At 31.6% G+C, this 23,002-nt stretch carries 29 protein-coding genes and 1 pseudogene; 3 read left to right on the top strand and 27 right to left on the bottom strand.

The genetic code is table 11. The features are described from left to right. Positions 1–743 precede the first annotated feature (743 nt). The 14 genes from dnaB to HGI79_RS23105 all read right to left on the bottom strand — a co-directional run bounded on the left by dnaB (position 744) and on the right by HGI79_RS23105 (position 12,606). The gene (gene dnaB / locus HGI79_RS01900; RefSeq protein WP_185649033.1) at positions 744–2,033 is read right to left on the bottom strand and encodes a replicative DNA helicase; all 1,290 of its coding nucleotides are present in this window, start codon (positions 2,031–2,033) and stop codon (positions 744–746) included. 380 nt (positions 2,034–2,413) lie between these two features. Further along, positions 2,414–3,505, bottom strand: coding sequence for a DnaD domain protein (locus tag HGI79_RS01895; protein ID WP_185649032.1), 1,092 nt, complete (start codon positions 3,503–3,505; stop codon positions 2,414–2,416). Between the two features lie 125 nt (positions 3,506–3,630). Continuing rightward, entirely contained in the window at positions 3,631–4,191 is a 561-nt protein-coding gene (locus tag HGI79_RS01890) for a sigma-70 family RNA polymerase sigma factor (RefSeq protein ID WP_185649031.1), read from the bottom strand. A gap of 31 nt (positions 4,192–4,222) precedes the next feature. Continuing rightward, positions 4,223–4,921, bottom strand: coding sequence for a helix-turn-helix domain-containing protein (locus HGI79_RS01885; protein ID WP_185649030.1), 699 nt, complete (start codon positions 4,919–4,921; stop codon positions 4,223–4,225). 481 nt (positions 4,922–5,402) lie between these two features. After that, on the bottom strand, positions 5,403–5,525 hold the full coding sequence (locus tag HGI79_RS01880) for a YvrJ family protein (RefSeq protein ID WP_185649154.1): 123 nt from the start codon (positions 5,523–5,525) through the stop codon (positions 5,403–5,405). Between the two features lie 51 nt (positions 5,526–5,576). Further along, a complete protein-coding gene (locus HGI79_RS01875; protein WP_185649029.1) occupies positions 5,577–5,795 on the bottom strand; it encodes a DUF2922 domain-containing protein in 219 nt (72 codons plus the stop codon). Between the two features lie 315 nt (positions 5,796–6,110). After that, positions 6,111–6,335 carry a DUF1659 domain-containing protein gene (locus HGI79_RS01870; RefSeq protein ID WP_185649028.1) on the bottom strand — a complete coding sequence of 75 codons (225 nt, stop codon included), beginning with the start codon at positions 6,333–6,335 and terminating at the stop codon, positions 6,111–6,113. 233 nt (positions 6,336–6,568) lie between these two features. Further along, a complete protein-coding gene (locus HGI79_RS01865; protein ID WP_185649027.1) occupies positions 6,569–7,363 on the bottom strand; it encodes an ABC transporter permease subunit in 795 nt (264 codons plus the stop codon). Positions 7,364–7,381: 18 nt separating this feature from the next. Continuing rightward, positions 7,382–8,299 (bottom strand): ABC transporter ATP-binding protein, encoded by a 918-nt coding sequence (locus HGI79_RS01860; protein WP_185649153.1) that lies wholly within the window; start codon positions 8,297–8,299, stop codon positions 7,382–7,384. Beyond that, positions 8,271–9,416 carry a helix-turn-helix transcriptional regulator gene (locus tag HGI79_RS01855; RefSeq protein ID WP_185649026.1) on the bottom strand — a complete coding sequence of 382 codons (1,146 nt, stop codon included), beginning with the start codon at positions 9,414–9,416 and terminating at the stop codon, positions 8,271–8,273. Before HGI79_RS01855 ends, HGI79_RS01860 begins: the two co-directional genes overlap by 29 nt. A gap of 787 nt (positions 9,417–10,203) precedes the next feature. Next, on the bottom strand, positions 10,204–11,007 hold the full coding sequence (locus HGI79_RS01850; protein WP_185649025.1) for a nitroreductase family protein: 804 nt from the start codon (positions 11,005–11,007) through the stop codon (positions 10,204–10,206). A 122-nt stretch (positions 11,008–11,129) separates the two neighbouring features. Further along, entirely contained in the window at positions 11,130–11,564 is a 435-nt protein-coding gene (locus HGI79_RS01845; protein WP_185649024.1) for a MarR family winged helix-turn-helix transcriptional regulator, read from the bottom strand. A gap of 357 nt (positions 11,565–11,921) precedes the next feature. Further along, positions 11,922–12,194: an NADAR domain-containing protein gene (locus HGI79_RS23110; protein WP_313885173.1), complete on the bottom strand. Its 273-nt coding sequence runs from the start codon at positions 12,192–12,194 to the stop codon at positions 11,922–11,924. Between the two features lie 43 nt (positions 12,195–12,237). After that, positions 12,238–12,606 (bottom strand): NADAR family protein, encoded by a 369-nt coding sequence (locus HGI79_RS23105; protein ID WP_313885169.1) that lies wholly within the window; start codon positions 12,604–12,606, stop codon positions 12,238–12,240. Positions 12,607–12,623: 17 nt separating this feature from the next. Between HGI79_RS23105 and HGI79_RS01835 the strand changes: the two genes are divergently transcribed. Then, positions 12,624–12,848, top strand: coding sequence for a GNAT family N-acetyltransferase (locus tag HGI79_RS01835; protein WP_185649023.1), 225 nt, complete (start codon positions 12,624–12,626; stop codon positions 12,846–12,848). Positions 12,849–12,938: 90 nt separating this feature from the next. On the opposite strand, the gene HGI79_RS01830 is transcribed toward HGI79_RS01835, so the two are convergent. From HGI79_RS01830 to HGI79_RS01795, 8 genes are all read right to left on the bottom strand, one after another. Further along, positions 12,939–13,517: a carbonic anhydrase gene (locus HGI79_RS01830; RefSeq protein WP_185649022.1), complete on the bottom strand. Its 579-nt coding sequence runs from the start codon at positions 13,515–13,517 to the stop codon at positions 12,939–12,941. A gap of 197 nt (positions 13,518–13,714) precedes the next feature. Then, entirely contained in the window at positions 13,715–13,993 is a 279-nt protein-coding gene (locus HGI79_RS01825; protein ID WP_185649021.1) for a hypothetical protein, read from the bottom strand. Between the two features lie 88 nt (positions 13,994–14,081). Continuing rightward, positions 14,082–14,507, bottom strand: a complete 426-nt coding sequence (locus HGI79_RS01820; protein ID WP_185649020.1) for a GNAT family N-acetyltransferase — start codon at positions 14,505–14,507, stop codon at positions 14,082–14,084. Positions 14,508–14,819: 312 nt separating this feature from the next. Next, a complete protein-coding gene (locus tag HGI79_RS01815; RefSeq protein ID WP_185649019.1) occupies positions 14,820–15,647 on the bottom strand; it encodes an epoxyqueuosine reductase in 828 nt (275 codons plus the stop codon). Positions 15,648–15,864: 217 nt separating this feature from the next. Then, positions 15,865–16,575 carry an AraC family transcriptional regulator gene (locus HGI79_RS01810; RefSeq protein ID WP_185649018.1) on the bottom strand — a complete coding sequence of 237 codons (711 nt, stop codon included), beginning with the start codon at positions 16,573–16,575 and terminating at the stop codon, positions 15,865–15,867. A 322-nt stretch (positions 16,576–16,897) separates the two neighbouring features. Beyond that, positions 16,898–17,554 (bottom strand): RHS repeat-associated core domain-containing protein, encoded by a 657-nt coding sequence (locus HGI79_RS23605; protein WP_241428113.1) that lies wholly within the window; start codon positions 17,552–17,554, stop codon positions 16,898–16,900. 280 nt (positions 17,555–17,834) lie between these two features. After that, entirely contained in the window at positions 17,835–18,224 is a 390-nt protein-coding gene (locus tag HGI79_RS01800) for a retropepsin-like aspartic protease (RefSeq protein WP_185649017.1), read from the bottom strand. Further along, complete coding sequence (locus HGI79_RS01795) at positions 18,217–18,477, bottom strand: hypothetical protein (protein ID WP_185649016.1); 261 nt, start codon at positions 18,475–18,477, stop codon at positions 18,217–18,219. The genes HGI79_RS01800 and HGI79_RS01795 overlap by 8 nt, the downstream gene beginning before the upstream one ends. Positions 18,478–18,777: 300 nt before the next feature. On the opposite strand from HGI79_RS01795, the gene HGI79_RS01790 reads away from it, so the two are divergent. Continuing rightward, the gene (locus HGI79_RS01790) at positions 18,778–19,566 is read left to right on the top strand and encodes a tyrosine-type recombinase/integrase (RefSeq protein WP_185649015.1); all 789 of its coding nucleotides are present in this window, start codon (positions 18,778–18,780) and stop codon (positions 19,564–19,566) included. A 30-nt stretch (positions 19,567–19,596) separates the two neighbouring features. Here HGI79_RS01790 and HGI79_RS01785 read toward each other — a convergent pair whose 3' ends face one another. Continuing rightward, a complete protein-coding gene (locus tag HGI79_RS01785) occupies positions 19,597–20,619 on the bottom strand; it encodes a site-specific integrase (protein WP_185649014.1) in 1,023 nt (340 codons plus the stop codon). Between HGI79_RS01785 and HGI79_RS01780 the strand changes: the two genes are divergently transcribed. Beyond that, positions 20,534–20,809 carry a cupin domain-containing protein gene (locus HGI79_RS01780; protein ID WP_185649167.1) on the top strand — a complete coding sequence of 92 codons (276 nt, stop codon included), beginning with the start codon at positions 20,534–20,536 and terminating at the stop codon, positions 20,807–20,809. The two genes, HGI79_RS01785 and HGI79_RS01780, sit on opposite strands and share 86 nt — an antisense overlap. 37 nt (positions 20,810–20,846) lie before the next feature. On the opposite strand, the gene HGI79_RS01775 is transcribed toward HGI79_RS01780, so the two are convergent. The 4 genes and pseudogenes from HGI79_RS01775 to HGI79_RS01760 form a co-directional block, all read right to left on the bottom strand. Continuing rightward, a complete protein-coding gene (locus HGI79_RS01775; RefSeq protein WP_185649013.1) occupies positions 20,847–21,632 on the bottom strand; it encodes a PhzF family phenazine biosynthesis protein in 786 nt (261 codons plus the stop codon). A 14-nt stretch (positions 21,633–21,646) separates the two neighbouring features. Next, a pseudogene (locus HGI79_RS01770) lies at positions 21,647–21,847 on the bottom strand (RidA family protein); the annotation flags it as partial. 94 nt (positions 21,848–21,941) lie between these two features. Beyond that, on the bottom strand, positions 21,942–22,181 hold the full coding sequence (locus HGI79_RS01765) for a YbaK/EbsC family protein (RefSeq protein ID WP_185649012.1): 240 nt from the start codon (positions 22,179–22,181) through the stop codon (positions 21,942–21,944). Between the two features lie 46 nt (positions 22,182–22,227). Then, a complete protein-coding gene (locus tag HGI79_RS01760) occupies positions 22,228–22,902 on the bottom strand; it encodes a LysR family transcriptional regulator substrate-binding protein (RefSeq protein ID WP_185649011.1) in 675 nt (224 codons plus the stop codon). Between the last annotated feature and the right edge of the window lie 100 nt (positions 22,903–23,002).

The raw sequence follows: 23,002 nt of genomic DNA, 5'->3' as shown, positions 1-23,002 counted from the left end.
CTGAAAATACTATTTTTACTGAGAAGAAACTTTTGTATTTAGTAAGATGAAAATTAAAAGTCCCTTCAGCTTATATTTATACTGAAAGGACTATAATAGGAATCAATACAGTTTTAATTTAATTTGCCTCTAGCAATTTCTCTTATTTTGAACTTCCTCTTAACTTGTATATGATTCTAGAGTAATTAATGGTAATTATATCATGTAATTGAAAATGATTCATTTTTATTTTATGTATGATATTAATAAAACTGCACATATTAATATCGTAAGGAACATAACAGTTGAGTCAAGACTTATATATGCTCTTAAAAAGGGGCGTATATAGGCCGGCCAAAGACAATATATGGGTCATATATTTGGCTCATATATTGTCGGAGGGAAGATTTTATAGGGTGAGGAAAAGCTTTATTATAGTCGATATTATATTGATTATAATAAGGTTCCAACTGATTCTATAAGGTCGAGCGAAGATTATATAAAGTATTGATTTTCGGTTTTATGCAGCCGAGAGGTTTCATAAGGCTGGGTAGATATTTTATATAGTCCAACGAACCATTATTATAGGTTGTGACCTGCTTTGTTATAGTCGAAAGATTATAGCATGGTAATAAGCTATCTATAGTAGTGCAAGGTAGATTGTTATATTCTTTACTAATCTACTGAAGTTTATTAGGCTTTGGTAGTGGGAAAGGTAATGCCCTCATAATAGTGAATGGCATTACCTTTCTTTAAATATAACCTTAAACTATACTCTGAACCTCCGGCCTCCACCTTAACCTAGTAGTTCCAACCTCTCCATTCCTGTTCTTTGCCACAATACACTCTATAATCCCCTTACTTTCGCTGTCTTTATGATAGTACTCATCCCTATATAAAAACATTACGGCATCCGCATCTTGCTCTATACTCCCTGAATCCCTGAGATCAGACAGCATAGGTCTGTGATCACTTCTTGCCTCCGGTGCTCTGGACAATTGTGATAGTACCACTATATTTATATCCAGCTCCTTTGCCATGAGCTTAAGCCTTCTCGTAATCTTAGATATATCCTGAACTCTGTTTTCAGTTTTCTCTCCGCTTTCCACAAGCTGAAGATGATCTATTATCACAATATCTAGTCCCTGTTTAATCTTTAACTTTCTACACTCTGCCAAAATGCTGTTTAAAGTAAATACTTTATCATAAATTTTTATGGAAGAAGCTGCTAGCTCCGATGCTATTTTAGAAACCTCACACCATTGATTTTCAGTAAGTGATGCATTTTTTATATTTTCTAAAGGTATTTTAGCCAGGGCAGCTATAGCTCTATCCACTATCTGAGTTGTTCCCATTTCTAGATTAAAAAAAGCAACTTTGGCTTGTCCATTAAACGTTGTATTTAAAAGCAGATTAAGTGCCATAGTACTTTTCCCCATGGAAGGTCTAGCTGCAAGTATTATTAGGTCTTCCCTTAGAAATCCTCCCAGTATTCTGTCTAAGGTTTTGTAGCCGCTTTTTATTCCCTGTACCTCCCCTCCTTTTTCGTATCTAGATTGGAGCGTATCCATGAAATAGTGCAGTATTTTTTCCATACTGCCATCCTCGTTAACTTCTGCATTTTTTATAGCTAACAGAGCATTTTGAGTGTAGTTTATTACAGACTCAGAAGAGTCCTCTCCCTTTTGAAGCTTTTCCATGGAGGTCTTTAAAATTTCTAAAACCATTCTGTTATTTGCCTTCTCCTTTACTATTTCTCCATGCTTTTTTATATTTGCGGTGGTCACATTGGCATTTAAAATTTCCGTTATGTAGCTTATTCCACCTACGTCCTTTAGACTCTCACCTAGTTTTTCTGCAAGAGTGACTATATCAATAGCAATATTTTCCTCGTACATGTTTTTTAAAGTTTTATATATAATTTTATGTTTTACGTTATAAAAGTCCTCATAGTCCAGAAACCCTATAACCTCACATATACTGTCATTGTCTATAAGTATAGACCCAATGACATTGGCTTCTGCGTTAAAGTTATATATTTTATCCATATCCATTTTTACCTCTCCCTTTAGCCATATTTAAAAAATATACTGGCATAATGACTAATTATTTTTGAATTTAGATAAGCAACTTAGAGTTTTGACTTATGTGCTAGGTTGATTATCTATATGAATAACCACAACTTAAATTTAACTTATACGTAGGGATATGATGCCAAAACTGAAGGCACATTTAAAAACTTTTTTTGTCTGTCTTAGTGAAGTGTTTTTAGAAAATCTTAGAGCCTTATATATGTTTGAGGTACGAGTTTATATAAGGTTCTTAGATTTTCAAAAACACGAACTTTAGACTGACTAAAAGTTTTTAACGTGCTGAAGTTTGGCAACATATCCCGAAGTATAAGTTAAATTTCGGGCACGGTTATCCATATACCCTAATCTAAATATCTATAAGCATCTGCATTACAGCCATTATTTCGTTTTTGTTTATTGCTTTTTTTCCTGTACTTTTTCAATTTTTCCATGGTAAATAGACCTAGAGATCTCCAGTTTTTAATTACTGACTCTACGTATCCCGTATGGGGTGCCTGGTATTTAACAGCTTCTAAAATGGCTTGAATTATTACCTGTTCTTCAAAGACCTTAAGCCAAGCCTTAATTTTTTCAACATCCCTTATGGTTGCCTGACGTATATTTTTATCAAATTCCAAGAGAACCTTACTTGTACTTTCCTCTTCACACTTATGTTGTAATTTATCTTTCTCGTTATTATCTATTACTTTTTGTTTATTAGAAGCTTCTTTTTTTGTTTCTTCTTTTTCTTTTGTTTCTTCTTCCCCTAGGGGCTTACAAGCCCCTTCCAAGCCCCTAGAAATTGAAGCTTCACTGCATATATTGTTATTAATATTTTCTTCAGTATTATTTACACTCATATGTTGTTCACTAATAAAATTATCAGATTTGCTCATAGAGCTGCTTTCAACATTACTTGTCTCTACAGGTTGTCCACTTGGGTTATCCTGTTGTGCTTTATCACTTTGTACTTGGTTTATTGTCTCCTGAATTGTTTCATCAGCTTCCTTTATAGGCGGCACTGTTTCCTCTATATCTAAAGCAATACCCTTAAAAACTGCTTCTACGTTATATCCCTTATCTAAGCATTTTTTATAAAGGATCTTTAAAAAGTCTTTATTTTTAACAGACTTCAGCTCTTTATTTATACAGCACATAGTGTTTTTACTATTTGTAAAATTGTACTTCATCCAGTTTAATATCATAATTTCACTGGCAGCTTCACAGTATAATATCTTTCCATAGTCTTGAAACCTTTTTATAAGCTTATTTACTGTCTCTCGGTTATACCCTAGATCCATTTCAATTATTCTTTTAGGAATTTCGAATATACCACTTTGGGTAGTTTCTGAATTTGTCAAAAGGTATATGTAAAAATATTTTTCCTCTGGTGTAAGCTCCATTACAAAGCTATCGTGCCAATAAGTGATTTGTACTTGTCTATAAACTGCCATTATTTTCTCCCCCTCATTTATTCCATAACTATCCGCTATAATACCCTTATTTTTATAGGAAATTTCAGCTAATTCCGGTTTCACTTTATAACTAGAGCTTACTAGTGTCTTAAAACAGAATGGAACTAGATTATATCTTCTTTTAACATGCCTCTAAGTTTTTCCAGTGCTTTTTTCTTTCTATCTACAGCAGTTCTGTAAGCTATTCCCTTTTCTTTTGCATACTGCTCTAAAGTTTTATTTTCAAAGTAAAACCAGTATATGATTTCTTTATGTTTTAGAGGCAGCTTTTCTAATGCCTTATTCAAAGCTGCCTTTTCTTCATCCTGTATAATTTGTTCTTCTAAGTTTTCTTCTGAAACTATACTCTCTATAAGTTCATATCCCTCGTCATTTACACTATTAAGGCTGCAGCAGCTGGCTGCTTTTACGCTGCTTCTTATCAAATAATATAAACTTCTGGTAATAGTATTTGTAACATAGCTGATAAATCCACTGCTTTTATCAACATCAAACATATTTACAGCCTTTATAATAGATACCTGTCCGATTTGGATCAAATCTTCCAGCTCATAGCCTTTTACATATATCCCCCTAGCAGTCTTTATAATAAAAGGAGTAAACCTCTTTATTACTTCCCCCATAACCTCATTGTTGCCAGCCTTAGCTAAAACAACCTTCTCCATTAAACCCTTATCATTAATAATAAAACCCCCCTCATATCATTGCTATATCTACTAACCCAACCAGCTCTGTTATATCTGCAAGGTCTATGTATTTCCGTATGTTTTTAATACAGGCAAAAATCATTAATACTATACAGTGAAATTCTCTTATTTGCTCTTTATTTTGAATCTTGTTTACTGCCCTTCTAAAGGTTCTTTTCACACTATCTGTTTTTATTCCTTTTTTGCTGGCATAGTCCTCAAATTCTTGTCCTGAAATATAGGAAGAAAGTACCTTATGCTCTTCTTTACTAAGCTTATCCTTAATAAGAGCATCATAGCTTTCATTTACTATCATGTCACTTACTACAAGATCATCAAATTTATGTTCCTGCAGCATGTGACTTTTATCTAGAACATAACTTATATCATCAATAAATATGTTAAAGTCATTAAAATTTTTATTTATAGAATCAATTGTCATATTTCTTATACTTGTTTCAACGAATTTCCGCAGTTGACCATAGGTTTTTTTAGTAGACTTATTGATACACTCTATAATTCTCACATTACACTCCTGTGTATAGTCTTCTTGACTAATATGATATTTTTCATAAGAAAGCTCTTTATAACTATTTCTTATTAACCCCTGAAAACTATCAACTATCATTTGTATGCATAGCTTGTCACCTTTCTTAGCCTTATATATTACTTTTTCTCTTTCCTTTTCATTCAGTTTTGTTAATGGCATAATTTACTCCTCCTGCAAAGTTATTATTGGTATAGTGCAAATTTTCTTATATAATATAGAGACAGTTTACCGCCCAAAACACGGACAACTTTTTAGGAAATTTACTCGTGTTATTTCCCTATACTTTTCTAAATATCTATGTTATTTTACTTTTAGCTGTAAATTCATCTGTATATACAAACTATTTATTACCATATAATATATAAAAATACTTTTTCCATCAAATAACACTTATAGAGAAAGTAAAATTATGTCATAAAAATTTCAGCAGTTATTAATAGTTTTTTGTAAAAAAATAGGCTGTCTCAAAACAAATTATTGTACAAAATGTTTTGAAACAGCCTCAAATATAATCTAAAAGTAATGTCTTTTAGAATTTTTTTAATAAAAGTAAGAATCTTAGAAATAGAAATTCTAGTTTACATTGAAAAAAGGACCACCCCATATGCATATTTATGCATTATGAGGCAGCCCCTTTCTATTAAGAACTTTTAATGGCGTTAGACAAGTTATTAATACTAACCGTTAAAACTTCAAGTTTTGCCTCTAACCTAACCAGCAGATACACAGATACTGCTATAGGAAACCCTAGATTGGCCACCATGTTTAACAAGTCGTTATTCAATAAACATCACCTTCTTACTATAGCTTCAAGCTACTTTACAGTTAACTCAGTAGAAGTTTTATCCGTAATCTCAGCAGAATCCTTATACTTTAAGTCTCCTCCAGTGGATGTGAATATATTATTAGCAATTATCACATCCATAGCAGCACTAACCTCAGCCTCAGTAATACCTTCCTTAACATTATTAACCCTTATGGCTGTTTTCTTACCTTCCTCATTTAAAAAATTCATAACTAGTGTTTTACTCATATTGTTTCCCCCTTATAATCAAATCCATTTTACTTACCCATTAACATGTATTGTATGGTTTCTGGCTTGAAACTTAACTTATACGTAGAGATATGTTGCCAAAACTGAAAGCACATTTAAAAACTTTTTTATCAGTCTTGGTGAAGTATTTTAGAAAATCTTAGAACCTCAGATATGTTTGAGGTACGAGTTTATCTAAGGTTCTTAGATTTTCAAAATACAAACCTTAGACTGATTAAAAGTTTTTAACGTGCTGAAGTTTGGCAGCATATCCCGGAGTATAAGTTAAGTTTCCACACTGAAACCATATAGTGCCTAAGCATTTGTTATGCCACTTTGATCTTCTCTTACGACTTCATTTAAGCTCTTTCCAAGAAGCTTTTGAATTTCTAGTGCTACATCATATATGCCCTGTTCCGTAGCAGTTGTTTTTACCTTTGAAAACCTCTGATTTTTAATTACCTCTTTACCTTGTGCATCCACCCCATCAACGTATTTTACAATTAGAGTAGTCTGCAATTTTGTTGCTGTTGCAGCCATATTTATCAACCCCTTTCACTTAATATATATACAGCTATGTACTAAGTAGGCAGAAAAAATTTAGCTGCTGCTAATTGGGTACCATAAGCAATGAACCACCAGCCATGGGAATTCGTTGTAGTATCAGGCAAATGAATATATAAACTTGGGAATGGCTATAATTAAAAATGCCTACGACTTCTGCTAAAGATGACGTAGGCATTTTAATTGTACTGAAATTTAGTTTTTGTATTTTAAATCAGTTTCTCAGGAATAAACTTAGAGGAAATCCTCTTTATCAATATATAATCAAGTATAAAGAGAACACTACCCCCTATAAACATTACAAGATTACTGATCAAAAGTACACCTGTCATTTGAGCCACTAATACAAGAATCATCGGAATAACAAGAAGACCACTTACCTGCTGCGCTTCTTGGAAGGTTTCTGACTTTGCCGATACCATCACAGTAAATATTAGCGATAACAAGTTGATTGCAGGTGAAATCCAAAGTATGATTATGAGCCATTTTATATCTGGAAAAATAAGTCTTCCAAAATAGATAAAACCACCTACATTAAATATGATGCCAAAGGCTATATATGAAATCAAAGTCACGACGTAAGACGGCACAAAAACGCCTAAAATCTTAGCTCTAAGCAGTTGTTCCATGGATATTGGTGTATAAAGCAGAGACTCTAGAGTTTTATGCTCCTTTTCTCCCACAAAACTACTGGCTCCAATAACTCCTGAACACATTATTGGAATTATAAGAAAATATGACGGAAACATAAAGTTTACCGTTACTTTTATTAAAAGTTGGGCTGGAGTATATGTTGTATATTCAGAAGGCAATTTTTTTAGAAGAGGAGCCATCTTTGTAAACATACTTGAATCATTTCCAATATAGTTAGCGCTTATCAATATTGCTAAGGGTATGATTACAACCAAAATAATCGGTACAATAGTCATAGGAATAATAACCCGCCTTGAACTTGTTATTTCATTTATATCTTTATATATCAATGCTTTTTCATTTCTATTCATATTCTAACCACTCCAGACTTATAATTTCACATCATCAGATGTACCTTTTATATATTTAAAGTACAGTTGTTCCAAAGACCATTTCTGCTGTACAGCCTCATAAATTTCCCCACCACTTGTCAGTATATCTTGTATTAGAGTATTTACCTCTTTGTCTCCTAAAATAGATTTGCTATATATATCATTACCTTCATGGATAAATCCAAATTTCTCTGAAATATTTTTCCCTCTAATTTTTAATAGAAGGGTTGCATTTTTCCTTGAAGCAAGTTCATCAAATGTACCAAAGCCAAGGATATTGCCATTATTTATAAAACCATACAGTGTACAAATATCCTCAGCATATTTTAATTGATGGGTACAAAGAAAGATTGTAACCTCGTTTTCCTCTGCAAGCTCTTTTATAAGCCTTGTAACATTCAGTGCATTTTCTGGGTCTAAACCAGAAGTAGGTTCATCAAGGAATAAAATTTGAGGATTGTGAACTAATGCTACAGCCAAGGAAACTCTCTTTCTCATTCCTGTACTGAAAGATTTTACCTTTTTATTCTTTACATCTAGTAACTCCAGCCTTTTCAATATAAAATCAGCACGTTTATTAAGCGATTTTTCATCCATTCCATGCATTTTTCCAAAGAATATTAGATTCTGTTCGGCAGTAAGATTTTCATAACAGGAGGAACTTTCCGTCATAACACCACATAATCTATGAATCTCAAGATCATTTTCCCCCACAGGTATCCCTAAAATTTCAGCATATCCTGATGTTGCTGAAAGAATTCCATTAAGAATTCTAACTGTAGTGGTTTTCCCTGAACCATTAGGGCCAAGAAAGCCAAATATCTCACCTTTTGGTATGCTTAGACTTATATTGTTCAGAGCATTAGTCTGCCCATCATAGGATTTTTTAAGATTTTCTATATTTATTGCATTCACTTTTTTCACCTAACTTTCCTTTCAATTTTTTAACAAGCAAATTATACCGCTCATCTTCTCTTAACGGTATAAATGCAGAATTTTCAGTAACTGCATTTACAAAACTTTTCTTGATTGTTATCTCATCTATCGGAGTGTTTGTTCCAATACAATTATTATCCTCAACCCATTTATCTACCTTATTAAAATATTCATTTCCTTTAAGACTCAATGGAAACTGAATCCTACAAACAGTGTTCACATATTGCTCTAATGCATCTATTGCCTTTTCTTTCTTTTGTTGAATCAAATACCCTTGTGCAGCAACGATATGGATTCCAAAAACATCATTTGTCAAAATCTCTTTCAACTGAAAAGAATCAATAATCTGAATGCCCTGGGAATAGATCTTTTCAAACAAAACTGATTCCATCATGTTTAAGGAAAGATAACTGTTTAGAAGTGTTAACGTGTTTATTACATTGTTGTAAAGTAGTATTTGATTCACGACCTTTGCTTGAGCAGTTTTCCCCTGCATCTTATATGCATTAATCAGTATTACATCATCTCCACTATATGGAGCTAGTTTGTTATCCAATAAACGAATAACTTCTTCGCTATTTCCCAGTGCCATCTCTGCCAATGCTTCCATAGTATTCGCATTTTTTATGTCAGAAATGTTCTCTGATTCCTCTTTTATTTTCTTACTTAGCAATATACATTGCTGAAAGATTTCTTTTTTTATTACCTCAGTTTTTACCAAGGTCGAATAGTTTAATAATAATTGAATCATAGAAAGCAAAAAAGGAAAACAGGAATAATATTTTTTTATTAATTGGTTGCACTGTTGCATTACTTCATCAAATGGCTTTACAGCAAATTCATGTGAAAGTTTATTGTAAATTTTTTTAATGTCTTCCTTTGTAAGTTGTGGAGAATATCCCAATAACTCATCCACTGAAATATTAAAATAAGTTGCAAGCTCAGGAAGAAGTAAAATATCAGGATAACTTAATCCAGATTCCCATTTGGAAACAGATGCTTTAGAAACTCCAATGTAATTTGCCAAATGTTCCTGCGTTATTCCCTTCTCTTTTCTCTTCTGAATAATACATTTACCTATATTTAACTCCTTCATATCTATCACCTCTAATAATATTTTATATGTTGCCCCATTTCCCGTAAATGGATTTATAGTTGATCTTAGTAGAAAAAGTTAACTTGCAGGAAACCTAATTTCATAATTAGAGCCCTGCTTCTTTTAATTAAGCAAGGCTGATATAAATAATCTTTAATTCACAATTTTTTACCACTGCGTAACAATTATTAAATATTATACCATTAAATTACACACCTATATAGACAAAAATAATAGGCACTAAAATTAATCAGCACCTTTCAAAACTTTATTATATCATTAATTGTATATAAATTGGTGTAGGATTTAATTACAGCAACTGCTCAATTTCCGAAACAATCTATAGGACGAAGCCGCGTACCACTACACTATGGAATTTCAATAATTTCTACTTTGCTAAAATTACCGATATTTCATTATACTTGACCATAATACTCTAATAATTAATATAGTGTTCATGAGGCTCGTTTAATCTTTTATATTCTTTTATTACCTTTAATTATCGTATATCATAACAAATTAACGTATTAATATATAGGAACATATTTTCTTATAAAATATATTATTGAAACTTTATTTCCCTTTACTAATTAAATTTTACACAATATAACAGAATAGTTCAAGCTAAAGTTTGATTAAATCGGGCTACTGCCACCGCTGTTACAGCGGTTTAGTCCAATAAGAATATTCCGTCTTAATTATTCCTATTATGAAAAATATGAATAACAAAAATGCCTATACTTATGTTGTATTTATTATAAAATTGGTGAATACAAATATCCTCTCTCTAAATACAATCTATTTTATCTGCTAAAAAACCAGTTTTAATCAACATTTTTTCTACTTGATTGTATTGATTATTAGTTTTTATCTGGCTATCATTTTTTTCATCTATTCTAGAACATCCACACCACTTTTCATAAAAATATTCCAAATAATGGTTGTATCCTTTTTCTCTCCAATCATCAATTAATGATAAAAAGTGTCTATCTTGACTATCATATTCTAAAACTATATTTTCTAAGCCCTGTTTATCTAATCTCTGGTATTTATTAAAATGTATAACCCCTGATCCACTTAATCGTCCTTTCTTTGTCAATTTTAATTTTTTCTCATCTGAATAACCAAGTATCAATGCAATTAAGGGAAAACAATATTTTTCAGGCAAATTTAAAAGATCATATATTCTATTGATATTTCCTCTGTGCACACAATTACTGAAAAAAGAATCAATTCCAAGGGATTTCGCAGTAATAGCAGCAGTTTGTGCAGCAAGAATTGTATCAGTACTACCAGTTATAAAATCTACAATAGGTATTCCATGTTTATATTGAAATTCTAAATATTCGGCCATATCTATTACTCTATTAAAATCAACACAGAATACAATCATTCTGTTTCCAACATATCCAACTTCTTTCATAACTTCTTTGTCATCTACAACTATAATTGAATATGTTTGTCTGGCTGATGCTGTAGCTGCATTTACGCATGATTTTAATATAACTGATAAATGTTCCTTCGGTATATTTCTATCTGAAAAATTTCTAACGGTTTTAAGATTTTCTATTATTCTTATAGTCTCATTCATTTTAACATCTCCTAAAAATATATATTTCTTGTTTTACATTTTAAAAACAATTAATTGATTTATTCCATTTTTTCCTCTAATTTAATTACAATTAGTTCGCCATCGAATCATTATTGTAAAAATTATTGGGTAAAATTATGTATTACCCGATCTAATAATAAAAGTAATATTTTAGTTTCCTCTTCATTAAAATCTTTAAAGAACTCTTTAATCACATTTTGTGAAATTTCTTTGAAGTCTTTTTTTATACTTAATCCCTTTTCAGTTAATACTATGTAGGAGTACCTCTTATCTTCTGAATTCGATTCTTTAGTAACATATCCAGCTTTTAATAATCTATCCACTAACTTAGTAACTGTAGACTTTGAACGATCAATTCCTTCACTTATTTCTTTCATAGTTAATTTTCCATTGTTCTCATAAAGTATATCTAATATATTACCATGTGATACCACAAGCCCCTCAATACCACGTTTTCTTAATTCACATGCAATGTATTCAGAAACCTCATATCTTATCTTTGAAATTTTAGATATGGCTAAATATTTATTCATCATAGGCAATACTCTCACTTTTATAATTTAATTGTTAATATAAGTATAGTTTACCATCGAACTATCGTCAATCTACTTCTTTATTTTTTCAAAAATTTTTAATACTCTTTATCGTTGCTTGTGATTGATTTATCGTAGCCAATTCTAAATTATTAAAGTCAATCTCATCATAGTCAATTGGAACTATTAAAGTACCTTTAGCTCCTATAATTCCCCACTTAGAACCTTTTTTAACTTTTACAATTCCATCTGAAGATTCCTTCCATAAGGAGTTATTGGATTTTTATCAAATCCAATAACTCCCTGCATGAATGTAAATCTTTGAGATTTTGTTTTACTTTAAATTGTAATTAAAACTTGTCATCCAAAGAGTTCATTAAGCATAACAAAATCAAGCTTGTCATAATTTTTATATACTCTTAAAATCTCCTCCCTGACTTCCATTAAAGCAAAACCTAAGAGATTTGCTCCTTCCCAAGTAAATGGGTTTTCTTTCTTTTCAAAGTCATTCATGCGTATTCCCCAAATCTTATCATGAGCACTATCATAAACTAAAACTCTATCTTTTGTTCCTATTAGAAATTGTCTTAATTCATCATTTTGAACAAACTTTGCATAACTGCCATTAAGGATGATGGAATACCTTCTTTTGACTCATAGCTTCTCATCAAAATTATTAACGGCTCCCCCCTAATTCCTGCATTATCAATTGGTTAGTACTTTTCATTATCTTTGCTAAGGCTTCATCATTATTGAAGAGCCTAGCCTTTTCTGCCATCATGTATTGCTCCATGCAGGAGTAGCTATTAGAATCAATTCTAAAATCTGATTTCCACCATTGGCTTAAACAGCTTTTTGTAATACTTCCGTCTTTATTAGGCTGATAACCGGAGAAAAACAGGTATTCTAAGTTTTTCCCATTTTTATAATCCTCTTTTAAATTATTAATGCTAAAGATCATTTCGCCATCTCTATTCCAAAGGAGAATATTATTATCATAGATATCCTTGTCTTTATCTTCATCATAAAAACCTAGCCATCCCACCTCAAGGAGGAGAAGAGATGGAGCTGAAAATTCAGTACAATTGTTTAAATATTAATTGGAATGATGTAGCAGTATTACCTGAATATCAAGGTAAAAATGTGGGTAGAACAATTGTTAATGGCATTTTAAAATGTATTCCTCAATGCAATTTTATATTATATGCTTCACCTGGCAAAGAAATATTTTATGAGAAGTTGAATTTTAGAAAAATGATTTTTCAGCCATTTTCACACATCCCCTGATGACTGGTTCGTGGAACTAGTCATTTGTTTTTTTAGCATAAAAAAGAGCTGCTACAAAATTTTCATTTTATAGTAGCCTAAGGTTACAAACTAGAAACTAGATTGGCTATCTTCGTATCCGTTAACGACTACCTCTAATTTTCCTGTTTCAGGATCTATTATTAAGCCATGGACTTTTATGTCTTTAGGGATTAAAGGATGATTTTTTATTAATGTCACACTCTCCTTAACAGATTCCTCTACAGAGTTAAAACCATGTAACCACTTCTTTATATCAATACCTGCATTGCATAAAGTTGCTATAACATCTGGAGATATGCCTCGCTCATTTACCTTTTCTAATGTTTTATCTACATTTAAGTTACTCATACCACAACCATGATGACCAACTACTAAAACCTCATCTGCTTGAAACTCATAAACAGCAACCACAATACTTCTTATTATACTACCAAATGGATGCATTATAGAAGCACCAGCATTCTTAATAAATTTAGCATCTCCGTTTTTCAGATTTAATGCTTTTGGAAGAAGCTCTGTTAACCTAGTATCCATACAGGACAAAATTACCAGCTTCTTTTTAGGTTCTTTTGATGTTAAGTATTTAACATATTCTTTATTTTCTACAAAAGATTGATTATAATCTAATATTTCTTGTAATCTATTCATAGTAACCTCCAAAAAAATTTACAATATTTAAATTAACTTAGTTTTTTGTACTATTCCAACTTAGCTAATAGTAATTATATCATATCTATATAGTACTATATAAATACTTTTGTATCTTACCCGTTATTTATAATTTCTGCCTTATAGAGTTTGCTTTGTGAAATAATTTCTTTAACGACCACCATAACATATTCCTTTCATAAATCCCAAAAATCCCCTAAACCACTACTTATTATGAGAGGATTTCCAACTACACTCTTAAAATCTAACAATGAAAGAAGTTCATTATTATCAGTAGAGTAAACCTGTATTTTTATATCAGAATATGATGGACAAATACTTACAACAAACCTTTCACTGGTAGAATTATTAAACTCATATGTTGCTTCATTATAAAAGAAAGAAACATTACTATCTAAAAGTTTGGGTTCACAACCAAATAGAGATAGCAGAGAAAGTTCATCAGGTATACTCATATTTAATCCCTCCAAAATCTCAGGCGTTAGTAGGCATTTTAAGAAGATTGTGAACTATACATAGTAAAGAACTTATTGATTTTCCCTATTATATTTGTATGTTTAGCATCATTCCATTACCTTCTTTTTCATTGGGACGGATTCTAAACCCCAACTTTTGGTAGAATCCTTCTTTACCTTTTGCAGCCATTAACCCGACTGTAACCCTTGAATTTGGTATACTATTATTTTTAATATAATCAAGTAACTTTTCAACAATCAATTTTCCAATTCCTTTTCTTTGAAACTCTGGCTTGATGCAAACATCTTGTATATAAAATATCCTTGCACCATCGCCAACTAATCTACCCATTCCAACAACTTCTCCTTCTATATTTACAGAAACAGAATATATACTATTTTCAATAGCCTTCTCACTTTGCCTGGTATTTGGTTTTCCAAAACCTACCGCTTCCTCTAAATTGCAAAACTGTTCCGCAGTTAATTTGTTTTCTAATAATACAATATTGTTCATTCTATTCAGACCTCCTATTCAAAAAATGTTAATTACCTTTGCTTCGCCTTATGAATAGAGTTGGATTCTGAAGTTGAGCCGAAGAAAGAAAGCAGTTCGATTTTAAGCTAAAATTATGCTTTAAATCAAAAACTGCTCAATTTCCGAAACAATCTATAGGACGAAGCCGCGTACCACTACACTATGGAATTTCAATAATTTCTACTTTGCTAAAATTACCGATATTTCATTATACTTGACCATAATACTCTAATAATTAATATAGTGTTCATGAGGCTCGTTTAATCTTTTATATTCTTTTATTACCTTTAATTATCGTATATCATAACAAATTAACGTATTAATATAAAAGAAGGTACATGGTGTATTTACTACGCACTTTCCACATACTTCGCTACCTACACTATTTGGATGATCACCAGATTCATTGGTGTAAGAACTTCCAAATTCTGTATATAATTCCGCATTTTTTCTTAGTACAGCATAGCATTTATGTCTATCATATCCATCTAAAGTCAATGCGCCTGATGGACAATGTTTTACACATATACCACAGCTTCTATTCTTTTTATATAAGCATAATTCATCTTCTAAAGGTGAATCAGCGTTAACATCTAGATTGGTTACAATAGTGCTATATCTTCCACAACACCCCATTTTAGTTATAAGCATATTATTGATACCAAAGGTTCCAAGACCAGCAACTTTTGCAAAATGTCGATGAGACCAATTGCTTTTTAATATCTTTTGATCAAAGGTAGAAGCTTCAGATGAAACATCCGCATGATACCCTATTTTCCGTAGTTCCAATATTATATATTCATTTAGCTTAACAAACATTGCATTGGTTTCTTCATAAGCTAGTGCCCATTCGGGAGAGGCAATAGCTCCAGCCATTCGATTTGTATTAGCCAATTCTTTAGTAAATGGAATAAAATATGCTATTACAATAGATGCATCGGAAAGTACATCAGTGGGTAATTTATGAGTTGGTGTAATAAGTTTTTTCAAATTTAAAATGTAAGGATGATTAGCATCAGCAAAGCCCACTAAAGGCTCACCCCATTTGGTTGAAATATCATTTTTCTGCTCATATTCCTTAACAAAGTTTCGTATCATTTTAGTGATTTTTTCTTTCATGTTAAAGCGTCTCCTTTCTTTTTATAACTTTGTATAATTAAAAAGTTGTTATATTTTTTCTAACAGTTATCCTTTACCAATATATTATTAATTGTAAGGTTTTTGCTGTTTAAAGAAAAAAAGACTATTTTTAAACAGTCTTTTAAAATGTTATTCATATATTATTATATCTTTTCAATTAGATAAGTCTTTGCTGAAAATATAGTTAGTTTTTAGTCTATTTTTTGATTTTTCTTCTAAACTCTACTGGTGATAATTTTTCTATGTGTTTAAATACTTTGGTAAATGATGAATTGTGTTCATAGCCTACCATCTGAGAAATCTGTAAAATTGTTAAGTTCGTATTTAAAAGGAGTTCTTTTGCTCTCTTTACTCTTAAATTTTGTATATATTCAATAGGGGAAACGTTCATATTATGTCTAAACCATTCACTATAATAGCTAACGTTATAATGTTCTATATCTGCTAATTTCTTTAAATCAATATCTTCAGTAAAATGTTCATTTATATATTTGATAGAATTGGGTAAATTTTCAGTAGTAATAAAATTATAAAAGTAGAGAAACAAATTATTTATAGAACTAGAATTTTGATTAATATCAGTTTCATTTAATAATAAATATCTTATTGCTTTCCATTTTTCATCAAATAAAAAATCTCTTCCACCACACATTTTTTCCATATCATACTTGTTGAGCATTTTATTAGGTATATCTAAAACTAAGAATTCATTATTATTATGAGCATTAAAAGTATGCTTACAATCTGGAGGAAGAAAGAATAATGAATCATCTTTTAACTTCAATTTCTTATAATCAGTTTCTATAGAAAGCACACCATGAAGTGGCAAAATTAATTGTCCATATTCATGAGCATGGGTATTAATTTTAAAATTATATATTCTACGCTCACATTTTATATTATTCAAAAATATTCCTTCTTTCTTTTTTATACTATAATTTAAAATTAGTGTCCTAAATTTATTATATTATAAATTTAGTATTCTCCATCCATACAGGTAAAGCCAAGCCACAAAGTATCATAAATATATGGTACTACTTGTGTTCCTGTTTTATCGAATAATCCAATTATATCACCTTGTGCATTTCTTATGTAGTAATACTTTACTCAGTTGACAATTGACAAATGAGACAATTCTTTAATTAGTTGTTTTCTTCGACATTTTCTTTTTAAAATCTCCATCCTATTTTTATTATCTTGATTCATTCTAATCACCTATTTCAATTTAACTATTTTGTATAACCACTAAAAATCTCTGGAAAACGACCATCAAATTCGTTATATCTACCTTTTTTCAAAGGATTTCCCTTTGCATCATCTGCAGCATGAAAATGCGACCCTCTACCAAATTTATCTTCTCTATGCTCTATAATGTATTTTTTATTCCCATATACTTCAAATTCATGTACTATCCTATTTTCAGTATCATAAACGGTTACTGGTTTTTTCCCTTGAATAGAATTAGGGATACCCGCTTTTCTTTTAGCAGCTCTAAATGCAGCATTTCGGCTCATGTTACCAGTCTTACTCACAACACTCTTACTAGCAGAAGCTTTTTTAGTAAATTTTAAAGTATTTGCAGCCCTTTTAGCTACCTTTAATGTACTTGAAGCTGGCACTATTGGCGTTACCGCTGCAACACAATCGTAAGCAAGAGTTGCTCCTGTTCCCCATGAAGGCTTGCTTATAAAATTCACAAAACTTATTACAACACCTACTATATCTAATAATGTTTCAAACCACTGTCCACTTGGGTCACTATTCATTACAGGATTGTTTTGACAATATGCAAACGCATTATGGGATAGCAAACTCCCATCCTTACCCAATTTCGTATCCATATTCATGAATCTACCAATCTCAGGGTTATAATATCTTGCATTCAAATAATACAATCCTGTGTCGGTATCATACCTATACCCGTATTAAATATTAAAAAGTACGAATTAATCGTTAAGAATTTTGGATAGTTTTTCTTTCATCTAATCAGCTTAGATTTATTTTTTTGTTCACATAACAATAACATTCAAATAAAAAAGGAACTGATATATCTTTCAGTTCCTATATTCATTCTATTTTCTATATCTTTTTCCCTTTATCACTCGGTGCTTCAGAATTCTAATTATGTAGTGTTTGCAAATTGTGAATTGTACATTAAATAACCATCTACCTATTACCTTTAGTTACTTTCATCTCATTTAAATTAATTACTGCCCCAACTTTTTTCAAAAAATCCATTCCTAATATCCCATTTATATCGAATCCATAATCCATTACTCCTACTTCTATTTTGAAGTTATGAAGTTCTAAATCTCCAAGTATAATTGAATCTACATTTTTCTTATATACAAATTCTGAACCACCTACACCTGATATAGTTTCAATAATATCATTGTCTTCTATAGTTACCCCTATCTTTTCTACTATATCCATTTTAAATACAGTCCCTCCTGAACCTGTATCTAAAAGTACATTATCAATAGATATACAGTTTCCATTATAAGAAAGTTTAACAGTGCAAAAAGGAAGTCCATATTTCAAATCAAGCTTAACCATTTTTTCGCACTCCAATCCAGTTTCTTTGCTCTATTAACAATTCTTCATTTTTAGTATGATAAACATACATTTCTCTGCTTTTATCCTTCTTATGCTTCTCTGAGTAAGCTTTGAGAGCTTCCTTCCCTTCGTCATATACATTTATAACAGAAAGCTCTTCAACAATTCTCCTTCCTTCCTCTGAATAAGCCTCTATAGCTTCAAAAAGTAACCATTTATTAGGATATATATTCCTTGCTTCATTCCATTTCATTACTATCACTCCCATTCTATAAATTATAGCTCTTTACTCTTATCTCTTAACTTTTATCAAATCCTATTCTTTTATAGTTTCTAATTAACTATATATTTAGAGAAAATAATAAGCTTTTATTTTCTTATATTTTAACATATTTTTGTATATTTCTGTGTATAAAAGTAATAACTTCAAAGTAAGCAAACATAACTCTAAGTATTAATTTTATCTGGAATAATAAAAAGAAACACTCCTGAAAGAATTCATATTAGGGATGTACTTAAAGTTCATTCTAAATTTATTTTAGGAGATGATTTTATGATATTAACAGCAGCTGTTGAACAATTTAGAAAATACTTATTATTACTTGAAAGATCTAATGAAACTATTAAATGTTACTTAATGGATTTAAAATACTTTAATCAATATTTGTTGGACAAATACAACTTTATAAGTATTAATCTTGAATCGATCACTTCAGATGATGTTCAAGATTTTCTTTATTATATCTTGTCTGAAAAGCATTATGCACCTAATAGTCGGCGTAGATCTCTAAACTCAATTAAAAGTTTCTATAACTATTGTATAAAGCGAAAACTATGCATGTACAATATTACTAACGAAATCGATCATATAAAAATATGGCAAAGAGAAAGAACATTTTTAACTGAAACAGAAATATCTACATTGCTTTGTTACGTTAAATCTCCCCTACTTAAAATTTTAATAAGCACTTTATATTACACTGGTTTAAGAATTGGTGAATGTACTCACCTTGAGCTAGATCATGTTGATCTTCAAAATGACATAATTTATGTTAAATGCGGAAAGGGTAAAAAAGATAGAAATATTCCTGTAAGTAAGAAGCTCAAAATTATTTTAAGTAGCTATATAAGACATGTAAGAGGTAACACAGAAAGTAATAGGTTCTTTTATACAAGAACAGGTAGTATTTCTCCATCATATGTCAATAGGATTCTGCACTTATCTACTAAAGAAGCCGGAATAGGTAAACATGTGACAGCCCATATATTAAGACATTATGTAGAGCCAAGTATTATGGGGAGTGTAGAGTATTTTCCTTGTGTTGACGAACAACTTCTCTAAAATCACTCACCATAATACCTATACACTAACTTATTCACATAGTGTATTCAACCAGTTCATTAAGTCACCATCTTCCTCCCATTTGGGTGCAGTATTAGGAACTAGGTCAGTATAGGCATTTTCAATAGCCTTTCTTTTCATTTCACTATCTGCCCTTGCATATACCTCGGTTGTAGAGCAATCTACATGACCTAGAAAATCACGTATATATATGAGGTTAACACCTGACTGAAGCAAATGCATTGCCTTGGCATGCCGAAGGACATGAGGTGTTACAGGAAAATTAACTGAAAACAAAGGGTTTTCCTTAGCTATCTCTACATATTTATTTAAGATATAGGAAATTCCCCACCGAGACAGCTTCTGTTGCTTTTGATTTACAAAAAGATAATTATCTGCCTTTGCTAGTCCATAGTTATATTTTTTAATTTCAAGATACTTTGTAATCAACTCTGAAGTTCTTCCCATTAGAGGAATCTGGCGTACTTTGCTGCCCTTTCCATGAAGGATGATGACAGCAGGTTCTGACAGTCTCACGTCTTTAATTTTGATGCTCGTAAGCTCCTGTACTCTTGCACCAGTATCATATAAGACCGATAGAAGCACCATATCCCTAAATCCTTCATACGTAGAAGAATCCGGCTGTTCCAACAGAATCTTCATTTCAGTACCAGTTAAATATGGAACTATTGCTTTTGGGTGTTTCTTACTTGGGATAGAGAGAATCCTTTGGATTTCAAATAGGTTCTCAGGTGTTTCCTTTTGTACATACTGAAAAAACGAATGTAGTACAGCTAGCCTATGGTTACGGGTTGAAATTGAACATCCTCTTTTTTCTTCAAGCCAGTCAAGATACCCTACAATTAGTTCCTTTGTCAGCTCCGACATCCTTATTGTTTCAGGACGCATTGATTTTTCTTCTTGGCAGAACATCAAGAATAGCTTAATAGTATCACGATATGATGCTATGGTATGTGTACTTGCATTTTTCTGTCCAGGAAGGTATTTTGATAGAAAATATGATAGATGCCTCGGAAAATCTGCCTTATTCATCAAAATCACCACCTTCAGGAATAACATAACCAAAGTTGGCTCTGGAAGTTTAACTGTATGTTTAGAAAACAAAAGATTTACGGTTAATGAAGGTGAAGTAATACATTTTATTGCTGATAAACCGCATTACTATTGCAATGAAACTAGAAAACTAGCTAAAGCTTTTGTATTAATGTTTTACTCAAAATAGAGTTAGAAAAGGCGTGGTAAAACCACGCCAAAAGCTGTTAAGGGTTCATTTTAAAATTAATATCTGCAACGGAATATAAAGCTGCTTTACCACTCAGTTTTACCCTATCTCCCTTATACTCACAATATAATGTGCCACCTCTTGGTGAAGCTTGATAGGCAACCAAATCCTTCTTTTCTAGCCTGTTAGCCCAAAATGGGATGATATGACAATGGCCTGAACCACATACTGGATCTTCTGGAACATTACATTTCGGTGCAAATGACCTGGACACACAATCAAATTCTTTGCCTTGTGCGGTAACTTGCAGAAGGAGCCCTTCCAATGCCTTTACTTTTTCTTGGTTCGGATTTAAATTCCTGACTTCTTCTTCAGATTCAAGAATGCAGAGCAAGTCCCTTCCCATATATGCTTCTAAAGGTCTGACTCCAATAGCTTCGGCCATTGCCTCTGTTACATCTACTTTTTTTAATTCGTAAGACGGAAAGTCCATTTCAAAAAGCTCGCCTTTTTTAACAACTGTTAATAGTCCGCTGAGTGTCTGGAAACGTACTTCAGTTGCTTCAGGTTCAATAAACTTAGTTATAATATACGCCGTAGCAAGAGTGGCATGTCCGCATAGATCAATCTCTCCTCCAGGAGTAAACCACCTTAATTTATAATTTGATTCTTCTTTTACTGTAAAAGCTGTCTCCGATAGATGGTTTTCCCTTGTTATCTGTATCATAGTTTCATCCGGAAGCCAGTCATTCATCACACATACTGCTGCAGGATTCCCCCCAAATACCTTGTCCGAAAAAGCATCTACTACATATTGTCTCATTTTAATTTCCTCCTTTATTCTCCTAAATAAACAATTACTTCAACCTCACACAGAATGCCAAGCGGAAGTGTTTTTACCGCAACACAGGTTCTGGCCGGCTTTTCCTTAAAATATTTTGAATACACCGCATTAAATGCTGCAAAATCAGACATATCTGCAAGGTAACAGGTTGTCTTAACTGATTTTGTAAAATCAGTTCCTGCTTCTTTGAATAATCTGACGTATAGCCATAGGTACACCCATATTTTTCTGTCAGCTCATCAAAAAATTCTTTTTCATCAAATTCCCTGAAACAGTAAATAAATATTTTCATTGGTTCGCAACCCATCCTTTACATACATCAATCCATCTTTTTGAGTTTGAATATTTCTCTAGTTCCGTTATATTTAATTCTACAGCGCTGTTTCCGCTTCCCGCAGCTGGATATACTGTAGAAAATCGTTCTATGGAAATATCGAGATAAACCTCTACCCCTTCATTTATGCCAAATGGACACACACCACCTGGGGCATGACCGATTACTGTCTCCACGTCTTCAGTAGGAATCATTTTTGCCTTTTCGTGAAATTCTTCTCTGTATTTCCAGTTGTCTATATTAATTCTCTATTTTAAACATCTCTGATGACATATCTAATATAGCTTTTAATGCTGGTGATAACCATTTGTCCTTATGATAAAGCACTTGAGCTGAAGTATAAAATTTAGGACCTTTATACTTTATTTCAACTAATTGTCCACTTTCTATTTCTTCTTTAACCGTAATGCGTGGTAAAAAAGAAACTCCGAAACCACTGATAACATACTGTTTTATAGCTTCTATGCTCTCCAATTCCAAAATAGAACTTGGACATACATCAATACTTGATAAGTACTCTTCAAAAGTATCTCTATAACTGCATCCACTTTGAGTAAGTATTAAATTTTTTCCTTGTAATTCTGACATCTCAATCATATCTCTTTTCGCTAATAAATCATCATTACTGCAAACCATAACTAAAGGTTCATGTAACAAAGTCTTTGATATGATATCTGAATAAACTGTTTCTTTACCCAAAGTAAAGGCAATATCTACTTTATTTTTCCTTATGATATCCGGGAAATTTTCACAGTTACCAATTTTCAACTTAACATCTACATCTGGATAGCAACTGCAATATTCTTTAAATAAATTTGGTAATCGAAACACACAGAGAGTTTCAGCGGTAGCAATATTCAGAGTACCCGTTGGACTTAGTATCCCAGCCACACTCTGCTTTGCTTCATCACACAAATTTAAAATTTTTTCAGCATAGGTGTAGATTTGTACTCTAATATCTCTTGAATATTTAACTTTATTTCAAATTTATTTAACCACACAAATAAGAAAAGGA

It is taken from the genome of Clostridium sp. DJ247, from assembly GCF_014231265.1.
Note: the sequence above shows the minus strand (reverse complement) of the source record. Positions and strands in the feature narration are given on the sequence as shown.